Annotated in this window: 16 protein-coding genes; 6 read left to right on the top strand and 10 right to left on the bottom strand. The window is 75.8% G+C overall.

What is annotated here, in order from left to right:
• Positions 1 to 328: 328 nt before the first annotated feature.
• Positions 329 to 1,600, bottom strand: a complete 1,272-nt coding sequence (locus RSE42_RS03265) for a threonine/serine ThrE exporter family protein (RefSeq protein ID WP_186325201.1) — start codon at positions 1,598 to 1,600, stop codon at positions 329 to 331.
• A gap of 62 nt (positions 1,601 to 1,662) precedes the next feature.
• Positions 1,663 to 2,079 carry a hypothetical protein gene (locus RSE42_RS03270; protein ID WP_034654403.1) on the bottom strand — a complete coding sequence of 139 codons (417 nt, stop codon included), beginning with the start codon at positions 2,077 to 2,079 and terminating at the stop codon, positions 1,663 to 1,665.
• 124 nt (positions 2,080 to 2,203) lie between these two features.
• Between RSE42_RS03270 and RSE42_RS03275 the strand changes: the two genes are divergently transcribed.
• Positions 2,204 to 2,926 carry an antibiotic biosynthesis monooxygenase gene (locus RSE42_RS03275; RefSeq protein WP_114554096.1) on the top strand — a complete coding sequence of 241 codons (723 nt, stop codon included), beginning with the start codon at positions 2,204 to 2,206 and terminating at the stop codon, positions 2,924 to 2,926.
• A gap of 29 nt (positions 2,927 to 2,955) precedes the next feature.
• Positions 2,956 to 4,563, top strand: a complete 1,608-nt coding sequence (locus RSE42_RS03280; RefSeq protein WP_085386569.1) for a mechanosensitive ion channel domain-containing protein — start codon at positions 2,956 to 2,958, stop codon at positions 4,561 to 4,563.
• A gap of 54 nt (positions 4,564 to 4,617) precedes the next feature.
• Here RSE42_RS03280 and surE read toward each other — a convergent pair whose 3' ends face one another.
• The 5 genes from surE to RSE42_RS03305 all read right to left on the bottom strand — a co-directional run bounded on the left by surE (position 4,618) and on the right by RSE42_RS03305 (position 9,201).
• Positions 4,618 to 5,391, bottom strand: coding sequence for a 5'/3'-nucleotidase SurE (gene surE, locus RSE42_RS03285; RefSeq protein ID WP_085386568.1), 774 nt, complete (start codon positions 5,389 to 5,391; stop codon positions 4,618 to 4,620).
• 61 nt (positions 5,392 to 5,452) lie between these two features.
• Positions 5,453 to 6,463, bottom strand: a complete 1,011-nt coding sequence (locus RSE42_RS03290) for a 1-phosphofructokinase family hexose kinase (RefSeq protein WP_415297862.1) — start codon at positions 6,461 to 6,463, stop codon at positions 5,453 to 5,455.
• 9 nt (positions 6,464 to 6,472) lie between these two features.
• Positions 6,473 to 7,360 (bottom strand): glycerophosphodiester phosphodiesterase, encoded by an 888-nt coding sequence (locus tag RSE42_RS03295; protein WP_415297863.1) that lies wholly within the window; start codon positions 7,358 to 7,360, stop codon positions 6,473 to 6,475.
• A gap of 97 nt (positions 7,361 to 7,457) precedes the next feature.
• Positions 7,458 to 8,021 (bottom strand): TIGR03086 family metal-binding protein, encoded by a 564-nt coding sequence (locus tag RSE42_RS03300; RefSeq protein ID WP_144721513.1) that lies wholly within the window; start codon positions 8,019 to 8,021, stop codon positions 7,458 to 7,460.
• A 121-nt stretch (positions 8,022 to 8,142) separates the two neighbouring features.
• The gene (locus RSE42_RS03305; RefSeq protein ID WP_021483082.1) at positions 8,143 to 9,201 is read right to left on the bottom strand and encodes a 2,3-butanediol dehydrogenase; all 1,059 of its coding nucleotides are present in this window, start codon (positions 9,199 to 9,201) and stop codon (positions 8,143 to 8,145) included.
• Between the two features lie 268 nt (positions 9,202 to 9,469).
• Between RSE42_RS03305 and RSE42_RS03310 the strand changes: the two genes are divergently transcribed.
• Positions 9,470 to 10,615 carry a VanZ family protein gene (locus tag RSE42_RS03310; RefSeq protein WP_043655066.1) on the top strand — a complete coding sequence of 382 codons (1,146 nt, stop codon included), beginning with the start codon at positions 9,470 to 9,472 and terminating at the stop codon, positions 10,613 to 10,615.
• Here RSE42_RS03310 and RSE42_RS03315 read toward each other — a convergent pair.
• Positions 10,602 to 10,784, bottom strand: coding sequence for a hypothetical protein (locus RSE42_RS03315; RefSeq protein WP_043655062.1), 183 nt, complete (start codon positions 10,782 to 10,784; stop codon positions 10,602 to 10,604). The two genes, RSE42_RS03310 and RSE42_RS03315, sit on opposite strands and share 14 nt — an antisense overlap.
• Before the next feature lie 264 nt (positions 10,785 to 11,048).
• Here RSE42_RS03315 and RSE42_RS03320 point away from each other — a divergent pair, with 264 nt between their 5' ends.
• Complete coding sequence (locus tag RSE42_RS03320; RefSeq protein ID WP_085388532.1) at positions 11,049 to 12,662, top strand: class I SAM-dependent methyltransferase; 1,614 nt, start codon at positions 11,049 to 11,051, stop codon at positions 12,660 to 12,662.
• Between the two features lie 199 nt (positions 12,663 to 12,861).
• Positions 12,862 to 13,467 carry an ASCH domain-containing protein gene (locus tag RSE42_RS03325; protein WP_415297864.1) on the top strand — a complete coding sequence of 202 codons (606 nt, stop codon included), beginning with the start codon at positions 12,862 to 12,864 and terminating at the stop codon, positions 13,465 to 13,467.
• A 258-nt stretch (positions 13,468 to 13,725) separates the two neighbouring features.
• On the opposite strand, the gene RSE42_RS03330 is transcribed toward RSE42_RS03325, so the two are convergent.
• A complete protein-coding gene (locus RSE42_RS03330) occupies positions 13,726 to 14,328 on the bottom strand; it encodes a pyridoxamine 5'-phosphate oxidase family protein (RefSeq protein ID WP_415297865.1) in 603 nt (200 codons plus the stop codon).
• Between the two features lie 48 nt (positions 14,329 to 14,376).
• On the opposite strand from RSE42_RS03330, the gene RSE42_RS03335 reads away from it, so the two are divergent.
• The gene (locus tag RSE42_RS03335) at positions 14,377 to 14,991 is read left to right on the top strand and encodes a DinB family protein (protein ID WP_043655055.1); all 615 of its coding nucleotides are present in this window, start codon (positions 14,377 to 14,379) and stop codon (positions 14,989 to 14,991) included.
• 31 nt (positions 14,992 to 15,022) lie between these two features.
• On the opposite strand, the gene rlmC is transcribed toward RSE42_RS03335, so the two are convergent.
• A complete protein-coding gene (gene rlmC / locus RSE42_RS03340) occupies positions 15,023 to 16,147 on the bottom strand; it encodes a 23S rRNA (uracil(747)-C(5))-methyltransferase RlmC (protein ID WP_085386561.1) in 1,125 nt (374 codons plus the stop codon).
• Between the last annotated feature and the right edge of the window lie 49 nt (positions 16,148 to 16,196).

Raw genomic sequence — 16,196 nt, forward strand, 5'->3', positions numbered from 1 at the left:
CGGCGGGGTACGCGCCGGTGGTGCCGGTCGGGGTGGACGTGAGGTGCTGTGCAGTGGTCAAGCGGACGATCCGATCATCGGGTCGTGGTCGCGGGCGGTCGAGCGCGGCGCGCTCCGGTCCCTGGGCACCTGCGCAGGGGAGCGCGGGGTGACCACGACGGCGTGCGGTCGGGCGGGACGCGAGCGCGCCCTCTCACCACGACGCCGACAGGCACGGTCTCGGGGTGGACCGCGGAGGCCTGTCGGCTGTTCCATCTTCAACTAGACGGACGTCCAGAGGGGTGGGCTCACGAGGGGAACCCCCGGGAATGGCGTGGGGACCGTGTGCTCAGGACGTGAAGAGGGTACGTGTCACGCGTCCTGCGTCGCGCGTGACCGCCGAGCCGACGAGCGTCCCGAGCGCGATCCCGAACACGGCGACGACCGCGTTCGCGATCTCCTGCGCGGCCTCCGGGCCCCCGTTCACGAGGTCGGAGAGACCCAGGAGGCTCAGGGCGCCGGGCACGAGGAGCCAGAACGCGGGCAGCGTCGTGACGGCCGCCGGCGGCCCGTGCCGCGAGCGCTCGACGAGCGCGGCGAGCGGGGCGATGACGAGCGCCCCGAAGAACCCGGCGAGGGGCGCCGCGGCGAGCGACCCCAGGAGCTGGGCCGCGTAGGCGCCCAGCAGCACGAGCAGGACCCAGGGGAGCGAACCGCGCGGCGACGACGCGAAGAGCATCTGCCCCAGCCCGACGGCGAGGATCCCCACCCACGGCGCCCACCACCCGAGGTGGTCGCCCTGCGGCGCCGCGACGAGCGGGCCCCCGACGGCGGCGCCGGCGACGACGCCGAACACGAGGAGCAGGAGCTGCGCGACGCCGTAGACGAGCCGGCTCGCCCCCGCGACGATCTGGTTGCTCGTCAGCTCGATCGCCGCGACGGTGAGCACCGACCCGGGCAGGAACGACACGAGTGGCGGGACGAGCACGCTCAGCGGGTCGTCGCCCAGCCACGGGTGCACCACGTCCACGGCGAGGAGCGTGACGACGAACGCCGCGACGACAGGCAGGGCGGTCGCGAGCGTGGGCCACCGCGTGCCGAGCCAGCGCAGCGCTCCGACGAGCAGCCCGAGGGCGAGGTAGACGGGCAGGAGCGGGCCCGTCGGGTTGAGCACGAGCCCGAAACCGACGGTGAGCAGCCCGTGCCCGACGACGGTGAGCGCGGCCCCGAACCGGGGCGGGCGGGCGACGATCGCGCGCAGCTGCGCCCGCGCGTCGGCGAGCGGGACGTCCGACGTGCGCAGGCGGCGCACGAGCGTCATGAGCGCCCCGATCTGGTCGAGGTTGAGACCGCTCGCCTCCGCGGCCGAGAAGTCCGCGACCGCGCCGCTCTCGGTGCTCACCCGGACGAACACGCCCGTCGGCAGGACGAGGGTGCCGACGGTCGAGGCGCCCGACCGCCGGGCGACCGCCTCGAGGTCGTCCTCGACGTCGGTGACCGAGCGGCCGGAGTCGAGGAGCGCCGTCCCGAGCTCGCGCAGGAGGGGCACGAGGTCGGGCGAGACCTCGGGCGGCTCGGGCTCGACGGCGAGGGGCGGCTCGTCGCCCAGCGCGCGCAGCACCCGGCGCACGACGCCCGGGGCACGCCGGACGTCGTCGAGCCAGGCCGCGTGCCGGCGGCGGGTCAGGGCGGGCCCTCCGTGCTCACGGCGACGAGCGCGAGCAGGGCGTCCGCGTAGGCGTCGGCCGCGTCGGCGGCGCGGTGCTCGGCCGCCTCGCCGAGGACCTCGGTGCGCACGACGTACCCGTCGGCGGTCCGTTCGAGCGCGCGGAACGTGCCGCCGAGCAGCTCGCGGAGCTGGTCCTCCAGCGGGTGCCACAGCGCGTCCTCGAGCGCGACGGAGTCGAGCGCCCACTCCGTCGTGCCGTTGAAGCCGAGCACGACGCCGGTGTCGAACTCGTGCGGCTCGATGGTCATGTCGCTCACGGTGAAGACGTCGCCGTCGGCACCGGTGGTGAGGAGGCGGAAGCGGTCGCCCGAGGCGGGGGACCACCGCACGCCCGCGTCGCGCAGGGCGAGCGCGAGCTCCCACGAGATCATGCCTGCCACGGTAGGCCCGGCCCGGCCGCCGCGCGCGTCGGCTCGCGTCCCGACCCGCGGGACGATCCGTCCCGCGCCCGCGCGCGTTCACGACCCGGAAACACCCGCCGCGTTCACTCGTCCCATGACCCACGACGTCCCCGGGGACGTGCGGCGGACCGGCGGCGACCCCGCCCGCGCCCTGCCCCCGAGCCCGCCCGCCCGACCCCGCTCCGGCCCGGCCCGCACCGGCGCCGGTCCCGTGACCGTCGCGATCGAGCGCCGCGTCCGGCCCGAGAACGTCCCAGCCGTCACGCGCTGGGTGCAGGACGGGGTCAACCTCGCCAACCGCTACCCGGGCTTCCTCGGCTCCGGCTGGGTGCGCGCCTCGGCCGGGTCGCACGACTGGCACATGCTCTACCGGTTCGCGGACGCTGCGACGCTCGACGCCTGGGAGACCTCGCCCGACCGGGTGGGCTGGCTCGCGCGAGGCCGGGACCTCGTCGAGGAGACGCGGGTCGAGCGCCGCACGGGCATCGAGGGCTGGTTCGACGACCCGACGCCGGGCGCGTCGTCGGGCGCATCGTCGGGCGCGGCGGTCGCCGCGGCGCCGCCCCGCTGGAAGCAGTCCGTGAGCATCTGGCTCGGGTTCTTCCCCGTGAACCTCGCGTTCACCCTGCTCGTCGGGAGCCTGGTCCCCGCGTGGGACGCGGTGCCGGTCGTCCCGCGCGTGCTCGCCACGACGCTCGTCCTCACGCCCGTGATGACCTACCTCGTGCTGCCGCGCGTGACGCAGGTGCTCGCCCCGTGGCTGGCCCGCCCCCCGCGGTCCCGGGCGCCCCGCGTCCGTCGCGCGGCCCGGAGGTGACGGTCTCGCACCCTGCCTAGCCTGGGGGGATGGACACCGAGCTCGAGAACACGACCGACGTCCTGCTCACCCTCGGTGCGGTCGCGGCGGGCGTGGTCCTGGCGTTCGTGCTGGGGACGGTGATCTCCGCCGTCGTGCGGCGGGCCGGGCGGCGCAGCGAGCTGGCCCGGGACCTGTCGCGACGGCTCCGGCGGCCGGACCGCGCGGTCCTCACCGTCGTCGCCGTCTGGATCGCCGTGCGCGTCACCACCGACGCCGGGACGCCGTGGCGGCCCGCCGTCGAGCACCTGCTGCTCATCGCGCTCATCGTGGTCGGGGCGTGGTGGGTGGGCGCGATCGCGTTCGTGCTCGAGGACTCCGCGCTCCAGCGCTACCGCATGGACACCGCGGACAACCGGCACGCGCGCCGCGTCCGGACGCAGATCACGGTGCTGCGGCGGCTCACCGTCGCGGTGATCGTCGTGTGCGCGGTCGCGGGCATCCTGCTGACGTTCCCCGCCGCGCGCGCGGCGGGGGCGAGCCTGCTCGCGTCGGCCGGGCTCATCTCGATCGTCGCGGGGCTCGCGGCGCAGACGTCGCTCGCCAACGTCTTCGCGGGCATGCAGATCGCGTTCACCGACGCGATCCGCGTCGACGACGTCGTGGTCCTCGAGGGCGAGTGGGGGCGCATCGAGGAGATCACGATGACGTACGTCGTCGTGCACCTGTGGGACGACCGCCGGCTCATCATGCCGTCGACGTACTTCACGACGACGCCGTTCCAGAACTGGACCCGGCGCGCGGCCGACCTGCTGGGCACGGTCGAGCTCGACCTCGACTTCGAGGTGCCGGTCGGCCCCATGCGCGCCGAGCTGCGGCGGCTGCTCGGGCTCACGGACCTGTGGGACGAGCGCGTCGGCATCCTCCAGGTGACCGACGCCGTCGGGGGCCTCGTCCGCGTGCGCGCGCTCGTCAGCGCGCACGACGCCCCGACGCTGTTCGACCTGCGGTGCTTCGTGCGCGAGGGACTCGTCGACTGGTTGCAGCGCGCCGCGCCCCAGGGCCTGCCGCGCACGCGGCTCGAGCGCGCGGTGGACGCGCTGGACCTCGACGGGCCGGACGAGCGCGACGGGCTCGGCGCGCCGGACAGGTCCGACGCGTCCGGTGGCCCCGGCCGCGACGCCACGGACGACGGCGGTCCCGTCGCCCCGGCGCGGCCGCCGCGGCTCCCCGCGGAGCGAGGTGCGCGTCGTGCCGACGCGCCCGTCGTCCTCGGCACGATCCGGCGCGCGGGCCGGGGCGCGGGCGCCGCGCCGAGCGAGGACCCGACGCGGCTCGTCGGGGTGGTGCCGGGCCCCGACGACGGCGCGGGTCGTCCGGGCCGCACCGGGCCGACCGCGGCGGACGGGGGCGTCGACGACGCCGAGGCGCCGGGCAGCACCCGGCCGCTGCCCGCCGTCGGGCACGACGACGACCTGCCCGAGGCCGCGGAGTCCGCCTTCTTCAGCGGGACGCCCGAGGGCGAGGAGCGCTCGCGGGCGTTCGCCGGGCCCGGCCAGGACGTCATCGAGGAGCGCGAGCGCACCGCCGAGCACGAGACGGTGCCGGACGACGAGACCCCCGATCACGACACCGGCGACGGTCGAGCACGGGGTTGACGACCGGATCGGCCGCGACGCGGTCGCGGACCCCGTGCTCGACGGCGGGGGTCGTCAAGCCAGGGGCGGGAGGGTCGGGATGTCGACGCTCGCGTCCGCGTAGGGGGCGACGAGGAGCGTCGCGGTGGCCCAGCCGCGCGTGAGCAGGCCGGTGTCGGAGTCGGGCTCGGAGTGCCGCTCGGTGCCCGAGTACTGGAGCACGAGGTGCCGGTCGCCGTCCTCGTGGATGTTCGCCTGGACGAGGCCGAACGACGCGAGCGGCGCCTGCCGCAGCCCGCGCAGGCGGTCGGGGGCGACGTCGGGCACGTTGACGTTGAGCGTGCGCCGGTCGAGCGGGACGTCGGCGGCGCTCCTGTCCATCCAGGCGAGCACGTGGTCGGTGACGAGCCGCGCGGTGTCCCAGTGCCGCGGCTCGGCGGCGTCGACCGAGACGGCGAGCGACCGGATGCCGTGCGTCATCGCGGACAGCGCCGCGCCGACGGTGCCCGAGTGCAGGATCGCGTTGCCCGTGTTCGCGCCCTTGTTGGCGCCCGAGAGCACGAGGTCGGGCCGCGGGCCGAACCCGCCGTAGGCGGCGACGAACGCGATGAGCGCGGGGGCGGCGCGCACGGCGTAGGAGGTGACGCCGTCGGGCAGGCCGGGCGCGCTACGCGGCTCGACGGCCAGCCGGCCGTCGCGCTCGGCGCCCAGCAGCGCGGCGCTCGCCCCGGACGACTCCCGGGCGGGCGCCGCGACGACGACCTCGTACCCGGCGTCGAGCGCCGCCCCGGCGAGCACCGCCAGGCCGGGGGAGTCGATCCCGTCGTCGTTGGTCACGAGTGCGCGCACGCGGTCCTCCTGAGGGTTCGGGTCCGGGTCTCGGTGTTCGGTCACGCTCCGCGGGCGGGCGTCAGGTCACGTCCTCGACCGTGACGCTGCGCGCGAAGCGCTCGATCTGGTCGCGGCGGCCCGTCCCGAGGCCCCGCCGCGTGACGTTGAGCGCCCCGGCCGCGGCGCCGAGCCGGACGGCGTCGGGCAGCTCGAGCCCGCGCCCCAGCCCGACGGCGATCCCCGCCGTCATCGAGTCGCCCGCGCCGCGGTGGTCGACGGTCGTGACGCGGGGCGTCGTGACCCGGTACGTGTGCTCGCGCGTGACGAGCAGCGAGGGGTCGTGCGCGCGGGACACGACGAGCGCGCGCGGGCCGGCGTCGACCATGGCGCGCGCGGACCGCAGGAGCGACTCCTCGGACTCGTCGTCGCTGAAGCCGCCCTCGACGAGCTCCTCGTGGCTCATCTTCAGCACGACCCCCGGCGCGTCGGCGACGGCCCGGGCCTGGTCCGCGGAGAGGTCCGCGACGACCTGGCTGTCCGAGGCGTGCAGGTCGTGAGCGAGGCGCCGGAAGAACGACGCCGGGACCCCGACGCCCGTCTCCGAGCCGGTGAGGATCGTGACGGCCGCGTCGAGCGCGCTGACCAGGACGGTGCTGTAGAGGTCGTCGACCTCGTGCCGGTTCAGGGGGTAGGGATCCATCGTCACGAGCTCGGTGCGCTGGCCGCTGCGCCGGTCGTGGACGAACGCCCCGTTGCCGCCGGTGCCGACCGTGCGCAGCTCGAGGTTCTCGGTGCGGGCGAGGTGCGCCGCGACGCTGCCCGTCTCGCCGCCGAACGGCCCGCAGACCACGACGTGCGCCCCGAGCGAGTAGGCCATGCGGGCGAGCCACAGGCCCTGCCCGCCCGGGTGGACGTGCACCTCGGGCGACGTCTCGGTCGGCCCGGCGGGCTCGATCTCGATCGCGAGCAGCGGTGTCAGGGCGAGCACGCACACCGCGGGGGACCGGGGCGCACCGTCGGGCGCGGCAGGGCTCGTCGCGGTGCCGGGTGGGGTCGCGGCCGGGGGCGCCGGCGGGGTCGTCGCGCTCATCCGTCGAGGCTAGGGCGACGCGGCGAGGTCCACCTCTCGGGCGCCCGCGTGCGCGGCGGGGCCGAGCCGCGCGTCGAGCCAGCCGACGAGGCGGTCGGGCCGGTCGGTCATGATGCCGTCGACGCCCTGGACCAGGAGGTCGTCCCACTCGTCCGGCGTGTCCGCGGTCCACACGTGCACTCGCAGGCCCGCGTCGCGCAGCGTCTCCACGAGGCCCGGCTCGTGCGCGAGCAGCGCGACCTCCGGGTGGCACCCCGCGACCCCGAGGTCCGCGCACACCGCGACCAGCTCGCCCAGGCTGTCCGGGTGCAGCGCGAGCAGCAGCGCCCGGTCGAGGTGCGGCGCGGCGTCGCGCAGCGCGGCGACCGTGGGCGGCCAGAACGACTGGACGACCACCCGCTCCCCGATCCCGGCGGCGTCCACGACCCCCGTCACGAGCGCCGCGTCGTCCGTCGACCACACGCCCTTGAGCTCGACGAGCAGCTCCAGGCCCGGCCGCTCCGCGACGAACCGCGCCGCCTCCTCGAACGTGGGGACGCGCTGGCCCGCGAACGCCCGCGCGAACGAAGACCCGGCGTCCAGCGCGCGGACCTGCGCCAGCGTCAGTCCGTCCACGTGGCCGGTGCCGTCCGTCGTCTCGTCCACGACGTCGTCGTGCAGCACCACGACGTGCCGGTCGGCGGTGAGGTGCACGTCGAGCTCGATCGCGTCCGCGCCCGCGCGCCACGCCGCTTCGAACGCCGCGAGCGTGTTCTGCGGCGCGACGGACGAGTTGCCCCGGTGCCCGACGGCGAGCGGCCGGCCCGCGCGGTCGGCGACCGGTTCGAGGAGGCGGGCGCGACCCGGTGCGCCGGGCGGCTCCGCCGGCGTCCGGGGTGCGGTGCGGTCGAGCGGCATGGGGCCAGTCTCGCGCGCGGCGCGCCCGGCCGTCCTGCGCAGGACGCCGCACGCCGGACGTCCCGCCGACGTTCACCCCGTCGTCGTGCGGCGGCGGTCAGCGCGCGCGGCCGGTGAGCGCGAGGAGGCGCGTGAGGTCGTCGGCGCCGTCGTCGGCGTCGAGGGGACCGCGGAAGAGCGGGCCGGGCTCGAGGAACGTCGAGCGCGCCTCGGCGTAGCGCAGCGCCCACGCGACGAGCGCCGGGTCGACCTCCTCGTCACCGCCCGTCGCCCGGGCCAGGTCCCACGCGTGCACCACGAGGTCGAACGTCATCTGCGCGCAGTACTCCGCGCCCGACTCGTCGCCGTACGAGAGGTGCACGCGACGGTCGAGGGCGTCCGGCGCGAGGAACGCCTCGCGCGCCTGGACGGACGCGTCGACCCAGCGGTCGACGGGGTCGTCGCCCAGCACGTCGCCGTCGAAGACGCCGCCGACGTCCTCGATCCAGCGGCCCGCGAGGAGCTCCGGGGCCCAGAGCTGCTCGGCCGTGACGTGGTTGACGAGGTCGCGGACGGTCCAGTCCGCGTCGGGCGTGGGGAGCGGCCAGCGGTCGTCGCGCAGCGGGCGCACGAGCGCGTCGAACGCGCCGATCGCGTCGCCGTGGGCGGCGAGGACGTCCATGCGGGCCTCCCGGGGCCGGGTGCTGCGGTGCTCCTCCACCGTGGCACGCCCCGCCGTGCACCGCAGGTCGAGCAGCGCGGCCCGCGGCCCCCGGGGACGGTGGGGGCCGCAGGCCGCCGTCTCACACCGACACGACGATCTTCACGTGGTCGTCCTTGTGGTCGATGAGCTCTCGGTACCCCTTCTCCACGACGTCCTCGACGGCGATGCGGCTCGTCACGAACGGGGCGAGGTCGACCTTGCCCTCCTGCACGAGCCGGATCACGGCCGGGTGGTCGTCCGCGTACCCGATCGCGCCCTTGATGGTCAGCTCGCGGAGCAGGACCGTCATGACGTCGAGCGTCGGCGGCTCGGAGAACAGCGCCACGATCTGGAGCGTGCCGCCCGCCTTGAGCGCGCGGGTCAGCGTGTCGAGCACAGGTTGCGCGCCCGAGCACTCGATCGCGACGTCCGCGCCGCGGCCGTCCGTGAGCTCGAGGACGCGCGCGGCGACGTCGACCTCGCGCGGGTCGAGGACGTCGTCGGCCACCCCGGTCTCCAGCGCCTTGGCCTTGCGCGCCCCGCTCACCTCCGTGACGATCGCGCGCGCCCCGATCGCGTGCAGCACGGCGCACGTGAGCAGGCCGATCGGACCCGCGCCGCCGACGAGGACCGTGTCGCCCGCCTGCGCCCCGGAGAGGCGGACGCCGTGGTACGCGACGGCCAGCGGCTCGATGAGCGCCGCCTGGTCCAGCGGGACGTCGCCCACCGGGTGCACCCACCGCCGCTCGACGACGACGTGTTCCGCCAGCCCGCCGCCGCGGCCCGAGATGCCGATGAAGCCCATCTTCACGCACGCGTTGTAGAGCCCGTCGCGGCACGGCGGGCACTCGCCGCACACCATGAACGGCTCGACGACGACCGCGTCCCCGACCGCGAGGCCCTCGACGCCCTCGCCGAGCTCCTCGACCACGCCGGAGAACTCGTGCCCGAACACGACGGGCAGCGTCTCGCCCGACAGGGGGTGCGGCTGCGTCTCCGACGGCGCCGGCGGGAACGGGCCCTCGAGGTAGAGGTGCAGGTCCGAGCCGCAGATCCCCGTCCACGCGGGCCGGATCTTCACGGTCCCCGGCCGGGTCTCGGGCTCCGGGACGTCCTCGATCCGGAGGTCTTCCTTGCCGTGGTACCGCGCCGCCTTCATCGTGCTCACCTCGTCCGTCGTGCCGCGCGCACCGGTCGGTGCGCGGCGGGCGGTGCCGGACCGGTCCTCGGTGCACCCTCGGCGACCCGTGACGACCGACCGCACCTCCACGGTAGGCGGGCGTCCCCGCCCCGGGCCGCGCCGAAGGTCCCGCGGGGCCGGGCCGGTCGTCGTCGGCCGCGATACTGGGGCCCGTGACGCCGAACCCGACCCCGGTCCCGACCGTGACGCGCGCCGCGCGCCGACCCGCGCAGGGCGGAGCCCGCGCGTGACCGACCGGTGGACGTGGCCCGCGTACGTCGGCCTGCTCGGGGGCGCCCTGCTCTTCGCGGCCTTCCTCGTGCCCGCGCTCGCATGGCAGTACCGGCGGTACGGCCGCCTGAGCGGCCGGCGTCTGCTCGGGGCGGCCGCCGTCGCGGTCTACGGCGTCGCGCTCGTCGCCTACACGCTCCTGCCGCTCCCGAGCGGCGACCTCGCGCGGTGGTGCGCGCAGTACGGCGTCGCGGGCGCCGAGCTCGTGCCGTTCCACTCGCTCGCGGACGTCCGGCGGGACACGGCCGGGCTCGGGCTCGGCGCGACCCTGCGCAGCACCGCCGTGCTCCAGGTGGTCTTCAACGTCGTCCTGTTCGTCCCCTGGGGCGTGCTCGTGCGGCGCTACCTCGGCCGCGGGGTGCTCGTCACGACGCTGTCCGGCCTGCTCGTGTCGCTCCTCGTCGAGACCACGCAGTACACCGGGATCTTCGGGATCATCCCGTGCTCGTACCGGGTCGCCGACGTCGACGACGTGCTGACCAACACGCTCGGCGCGCTCCTCGGGGCGCTCGCGGCGCCCCTCCTGCTGCGCTGGATGCCGCGTGCGGGAGAGCTCGAGGCGCGCCGCGAGGAGGCCCGGCCGGTGACCGTCTGGCGGCGATGGCTCGGGATGCTGCTCGACGCGCTGCTCGTCACGGCGCTGGGCGTCGTGCTGCAGGTCGCCTACCGCACGGTGCTCTACGCGCTCGGGCGCCCGCTGCCCGACGGCGCGGACTGGGCCCAGTGGCTGCTCGGCACGCTCGTGCCGTTCGTGGTCGTCTTCGTGGTGCCGACGTTCCTCGGCAGCGGCGCCTCGTGGGGCCAGCGGACGGTATGGCTCGCCCCGCGCTGGGCCGGGCGGCGCGGCACGACGGCGCAGCGGGTCGCCCGCGCGTCGGCGGGCGGCGCCCTGTGGGGAGCGCTCGGCCTGCTGAGCGACCTGCCGGCCGGGATCCCTGCGGCGGTGGGGGTGGCCGCCTCGGTCGCGGCACCGCTCGCGGCCCTGTTCGCGGTGGTGTCGGTGGTCGCGGTCCCGTTCACCCGCTCGCGCCGCGGGCTCTCGGGCGCGGTGAGCGGGGCGGAGCTCGTGGACGCGCGGGAGGTGCCGGTCAGCCCTCGGTGAGCAGGCCGACGAGCAGGGCCACGGCGCCCCACACGAGGAGGCCGCCGCCGACCGCGATCGCGATGCCGCTCGCACCCGTCGACCCGGCGCGGCGCGCGCCACGGACGGCCGTCGCGGCGATCGCGAGGCCGGACACGACGAGCACAGCCCCTGCCACGATCCAGAACATCGCCCATACCGTCGCATACGGCGCGCCCAGCTGCATCGTGGACGGCCGTCCAGTCCGGGCGTGTCGCGCGGCGCGGACGCGTGCCCGGACCCGCGCAACCGCACCGTTCCGCGCCTCGTGAGCGTCCGTGCCCCGGACGCGGGCCCTGCGGGTGCTGCGTCCGGCCGCCCGAGACGTGAGACGGGTGGCGCCCAGGGCTGCGGCTGTCGGCCCGAGAGGTGAGACGGGTTGCGCCCGGGTGCCGGCTGGCCGCACCGTGTGCGGGTGCCCCTCCCCACCGACGGCCCGCCCGTGCGCCGCATCCTCTTCCCCGGCCGCCACCACGTCGTCACGCGCTACCAGGTCGACTACCTCCGGGCGCTGCGCGCCGGTCTCGTGCACGACCTCGACGGTCGGCGCGTGCGCTGCACCCCCGACGTCGAGGTCGTCTGGGTCGTGACGTCCGCCAACCACGCGGGCACCCGCCGCAACCCGCTGCCCGGGCACCGGCGCGAGGCGCTCGTCGAGAACGTCACGACCCGGGAGGGCCTCGCGTCCGTCGTCGTGCCCGTGCCCGACGTCGCGCCCGACGACCGCTTCGCCCAGCTCGTCGTGACGAGCGTCGCGACCGCGACCGGCGTCGCGCCGGACCCCGCGGACACCGTCGTCGCGTGCTCGACACCCGCGCTCGTCGACGCCTACCGCGCGCTCGGCTACCGGGTCGCGGGGGTCGAGCTCGACGCCGCCGAGCGGGGCGGCGACCTCCCCGCGCGGCCGTGGGACGTCGTCGAGCAGATCGCCGCGGGGGACGAGCGCTGGCGCGACGTCGCGCACCCCGCCGTGCCGGAGTTCTTCGCGCGCTACCGGTTCGTCGAGGACGTCCGGCGGATCTTCGCCGACCCGGTCGTGTCCGGCGACGGCGACCTCACCTCGACGCGCGACTACCGCACGTACGCCGCCGCGTTCGAGGACGCGTCGGCGCGCAAGTGGGCCCAGGTCGCCCCGCACGTGCGGCCCGGCCGGATCGTCGACATCGGGTGTGCGACGGGCGGCCTCCTGGAGCACGTGGCGCGCGAGCCGCGCCTGCACGAGTCGGACCTGTTCGGCGTCGACGTCGCGCGGCACCTCGTCGCGGAGGCCGAGCACAAGAAGGCGCAGGGCGTGTTCGCGAACCCGCACGTGTGGTTCGTGCAGGCGAACATCCTCGACCGGTCCGTGATGCCCGACGCCTCCGTCGACACGACCCTCACCGTCGCGCTCACGCACGAGGTGTCGTCGTACGGGGACGGCGTGCGCGACGTCGAGACGTTCGCGCGCCGCGTCCACGCGCACACGCGGCCCGGCGGCGTGTGGATCAACTCGGACGTGTGCGGCCCCGCGGAGCCGGACCGGGTCGTCGTGCTCACGCTGCGGACCGACGACGGCGCCCCCGCGACCGGCGACGGGCCCGGCGGCGCCCGCACCGACCTCGACGACCTCGCGCGCGAGGACGTCGCGGCGTGGGTCGGGGCACTCTCGACCGACGCGCGGCTCGTCCAGTTCGCGTACGACTTCCCGCGCCTCTCCGGGGCCGACTTCCGGCCCGAGCGCGTGCGCCCCGGGTCGTGGCGGCTCACGCTGCGCGAGGCGATGGAGTTCCTCACGCGCAAGGACTACGTCGACAACTGGCTGTCCGAGAGCCACGAGCGCTTCTGCGACCTCACCGGCCCCCGGTGGGCCGACCTCCTCACCGCCGCCGGGTTCGAGCTCGAGCCGGGGAGCGGGGCGTGGCGCAACGAGTGGGTCGTCGAGCACGCGTTCGCGCCCGTCGCCGCCCTGCACGACGCCACGACCGGCGAGCCCGTCGACTGGCCCGACACCCACGTGCTCACCGTCGCCCGCCGCCCCGAGCTCGCCTGACCTGCCTGCCCTGCCGAGGTAGAGCCGCAGTCGCGCGGGCTCGCGCGAGGTAGAGCCTCGGTGGGCCGAGGTAGAGCCCTGGTCGCGCGAGGTAGAGCCCAGGTGGGCCGAGGTAGAGCCCAGGTCGTGACCTCGGCTCTACCTCACCGGACGGGCTCTCCCTCGGGAGGGCGTGGCGGCGTGGTCGTAGGCTCGGAGCGTGCTCCTCGACGCCCGCACGCTGCGCGGCCTCCAGGACGGGACGGTGACGCTGGCGTTCCGCCGCTGGACGACGCCGCGCGTGCGCGTCGGGACGCTCCAGCGCACCCGGGTGGGCGTCGTCGAGGTGACGTCGGTCGAGCGCGTGCCCGCCGGTCCGGACGGCGCGCCCGTCGTGTCCGACGACGAGGCCCGCCTTGCCGGGATGACCTCGCCCGAGCGTGTGCTCGCTCGGGGCGCCGGGCGCGAGGGCGACCTCTACCGCGTGGGCCTGCGGCTCGCCGGCCCGGACCCGCGCGTCGCGCTGCGCGAGGACGCGGACCTCGACGCGGACGCCGTCGAGCAGCTCCGCACCGCGCTCGCGCGGAAGGACCGGGCCGCCGCGGAGCCGTGGACGCGCCGGTACCTCGAGCTGATCGGCACGCACGAGGGCGTCGTCGCGCGCGAGCTCGCGGCCGGGCTCGGGATGGTCCGCGACGACTTCAAGGTGCGCGTGCGTCGGCTCAAGGAGCTCGGCCTCACCGAGAGCCTCGACGTCGGGTACCGCCTCTCGCCGCGCGGGAGGGCCTACCTCGCCGCGACGGCGGACGAGCGGCCCGCCTCGTGAGGTCGAGCTCCCTCGCGGGGCCAGGCCTCTACTCCGCGCGACCAGGCCTCTACCTCGCGGACCTGGGCTCTACCTCGCGAGACCCCGCCTCGACCTCGCAGAACCGGGCCTCTACCTCGGCGAGGTAGAGGCCTGGTAGTGCCTGTCGGCGAGACGTGCGCGCGGACGTGCGCGCGGACGTGCGCGCGGACGTGCGCGCGGGCGTGCGTCGCGGGTTCTCGGGTGCGCACGCACCCAGGAGCCCGGTGTCGCGAGACGTCAGCGCCCGAGGGCTTCACGTGGCGTCGTAGCCTCCACGGTGTGGGAGCCGTCGCCGATCGCCGGGAGGCCGTCGATGCTCGTGGTGTTCTTCGTGACGCGGTAGGCCTCGAGCTGCTCCGGAGTCTTGCGATCGGCCCAGCGGTCGAGCAGGTCCCGGTCCTCGACGAGGGCCATGCGCGGCACGGAGAACCCGCACGAGTCGGAGACCCGCGTCACGTCGACGACCACGACGCCGCGCTGACCCGCTGTCTCGCGCTTGGGGAAGCGGGCGCGCAGCGCGTCGAACTCCGGGCTGCCGGCCTCGACGTACCGGCCGGTCCCGTGGAAGCGGACGATGTTGGGCGGACCCTCGAACGCGCAGAACATCACGACGATCCGGCCGTTCTCGCGCAGGTGCGCGGGCGTCTCCGCGCCCGAGCCGGTGTAGTCCAGGTAGGCGACGCGGTGCGGCCCGAGCACCGCGAACGTCCCGGCCATGCCCTTGGGCGCGACGTTCACATGACCGTCCGCGGCGAGCGGCGCGGTGCCGACGAAGAACACCGGCTGCGCGAGGACGAACGTCGCCAGCCGGTCGGTGATCTCTGCGTGCACGGTGGCCATGAGGGGAGTCTGGCACCGGCGTGGGAGGGCGTCGGTAACGTCCGGTGGATGAGCACGAGGACGGCACCGGGCCACGACCCCAAGGCGACGCTGCTGCGGTACCTGAGCCGGGAGCGCGACGCGCTGCTCGCCAAGGCGGAGGGGCTGAGCGAGTACGACGTGCGCCGTCCGCTCACGCGCACCGGCACGAACATCCTGGGCCTGGTGAAGCACGTGGGCAGCGTGCAGCTCGGCTACCTGCACGAGGCGTTCGGCGGCACGCACGACCTCGACCTGCCCTGGTTCGCCGACGGCGCGGAGGTGAACGCCGACATGTGGGCCACGGCGGACGAGAGCCGGGAGGAGATCCTGAGGCTCTTCCGCCGGTCGTCGGAGCTGTGCGACGCGACCGTGGCGTCGCTCGACCTCGACGCACCCGGGCACGTGCCGTGGTGGCGCCCGGAGAACCGGGACGTCACGCTCCACCAGGTGCTCGTGCACGTGCTCGCGGAGGTGGCGCACCACGCCGGGCACGCCGACATCGTGCGCGAGCTCGTCGACGGCGCGGCGGGCGACGGGCGGGGCAACCTGCCCGCGCTGGACGACGACGAGTGGGTCGCCTACCGGGCGCGCGTCGAGTCTGCGGCCGTCGAGGCGTCCCGACGCGCGGGGGAGCGCCCCTGAGCCGCGCGGCGCTCGCGGACGCCGGGCGAGGTCAGGCGCGCTCGAGCAGGACCGCGACCTCGTAGTGCGACGTCTGCGGGAACATGTCGAGCACGCGCGCCTCGCGCGGTCGGAGCGACGGCATGAGGGCCAGGTCGCGCGCGAGCGTCGTCGCGTTGCAGCTCGAGTAGACGACGTGCCCGACGCCGGACCGCTCCAGCCAGGTGCTGAGCGTCTCCCCGATGCCGCGCCGCGGGGGGTTCACGACGACGAGGTCCGGCACGTCCTGCCGTGAGAGGGCGAACGCGGTCGCGTCCTCGGCGAGGAAGGTCGTGCGGTCGAGCCCGGCGTCGCGCGCGGTGAGCCGTGCGCTCGCGACGGCCTCGGCGCTCGTCTCGACGCCGACGACGTCGCGCGCGGGCCCCGCGACGTGCAGCGCGAACCCGCCCACGCCGCAGTAGAGGTCCCAGACCGTGGCGGGTGCGGCGTCGTCCACCCAGGCCCGGCCCTGGCGGTAGAGGGCCGCGGCGACGTCGGTGTTGGTCTGGAAGAAGCTCTGCGGGCGCAGGTGGAGGTCGATCCCGTTGACGTGCATGCGCAGCGTCTCGGCCTCGGTGAGCACGATCTCGGTCTCGCCCTCGACGACGGCCTTGTGCTCGGGGTGCAGGTTCACGGACACGACGCGCAGCGACGGGAGAGCGTCGAGCAGGGCAGGCAGGTGCTTGCGGACCCGCGGCACGGACTCGGTGGACCGCAGGACGAACCGCGCCATGAGGTCGCCGTCGGGGGAGAGGGTGACGAGGACGTACTTGAGCTCGCCGCGCCGCGTGCGGACGTCGTAGGGGACGAGCCGCGCGCGCGTGACGAACGCCGCGAACGCGGGGAACGACGCCTGGAGCGCGGGCGGGTAGAGCGGGCAGTCGGTGAGGTCGACGCCGCCGCCCTCCGCGAGGATCCCGAGCACCGGGGCGTCGGTGGTGCCGGTGACGACCATCTTCGCCTTGTTGCGGAAGCCGGAGTCGGCGGACTCGACAGTGGGCAGCCAGGTGAGGTCCGGCGCGAGCGGGGTGAGGAGCTCGGCGCAGTGCTCCTGCTTGCCGGTGACCTGCGCGGGGTACGCGAGGTCGAGGAGGGTGCACGACCGGCACCGGCCGGCGTCGTAGTGGTGGCACTGCACTCGTTCGAGTCTACGGGCGACCGGCTCCCTCCCGGGGCCGCGCACGGAG

The organism is Cellulosimicrobium sp. SJTW-1, from assembly GCF_047716875.1.
Taxonomy (GTDB): Bacteria; Actinomycetota; Actinomycetes; order Actinomycetales; family Cellulomonadaceae; genus Cellulosimicrobium; species Cellulosimicrobium funkei.

Excerpts from the sequence above, each read along its gene's own strand:
- RSE42_RS03280 (WP_085386569.1), top strand. The coding sequence starts at position 2,956 with ATGGACACCGAGCTCGAGAACACGACCGACGTCCTGCTCACCCTCGGT.
- RSE42_RS03275 (WP_114554096.1), top strand. The coding sequence starts at position 2,204 with ATGACCCACGACGTCCCCGGGGACGTGCGGCGGACCGGCGGCGACCCC.
- RSE42_RS03300 (WP_144721513.1), bottom strand. The coding sequence starts at position 8,021 with ATGGACGTCCTCGCCGCCCACGGCGACGCGATCGGCGCGTTCGACGCG.
- RSE42_RS03295 (WP_415297863.1), bottom strand. The coding sequence starts at position 7,360 with ATGCCGCTCGACCGCACCGCACCCCGGACGCCGGCGGAGCCGCCCGGC.
- RSE42_RS03290 (WP_415297862.1), bottom strand. The coding sequence starts at position 6,463 with ATGAGCGCGACGACCCCGCCGGCGCCCCCGGCCGCGACCCCACCCGGC.
- RSE42_RS03270 (WP_034654403.1), bottom strand. The coding sequence starts at position 2,079 with ATGATCTCGTGGGAGCTCGCGCTCGCCCTGCGCGACGCGGGCGTGCGG.
- RSE42_RS03335 (WP_043655055.1), top strand. The coding sequence starts at position 14,377 with ATGAGCACGAGGACGGCACCGGGCCACGACCCCAAGGCGACGCTGCTG.
- RSE42_RS03330 (WP_415297865.1), bottom strand. The coding sequence starts at position 14,328 with ATGGCCACCGTGCACGCAGAGATCACCGACCGGCTGGCGACGTTCGTC.
- RSE42_RS03315 (WP_043655062.1), bottom strand. The coding sequence starts at position 10,784 with ATGTTCTGGATCGTGGCAGGGGCTGTGCTCGTCGTGTCCGGCCTCGCG.
- RSE42_RS03305 (WP_021483082.1), bottom strand. The coding sequence starts at position 9,201 with ATGAAGGCGGCGCGGTACCACGGCAAGGAAGACCTCCGGATCGAGGAC.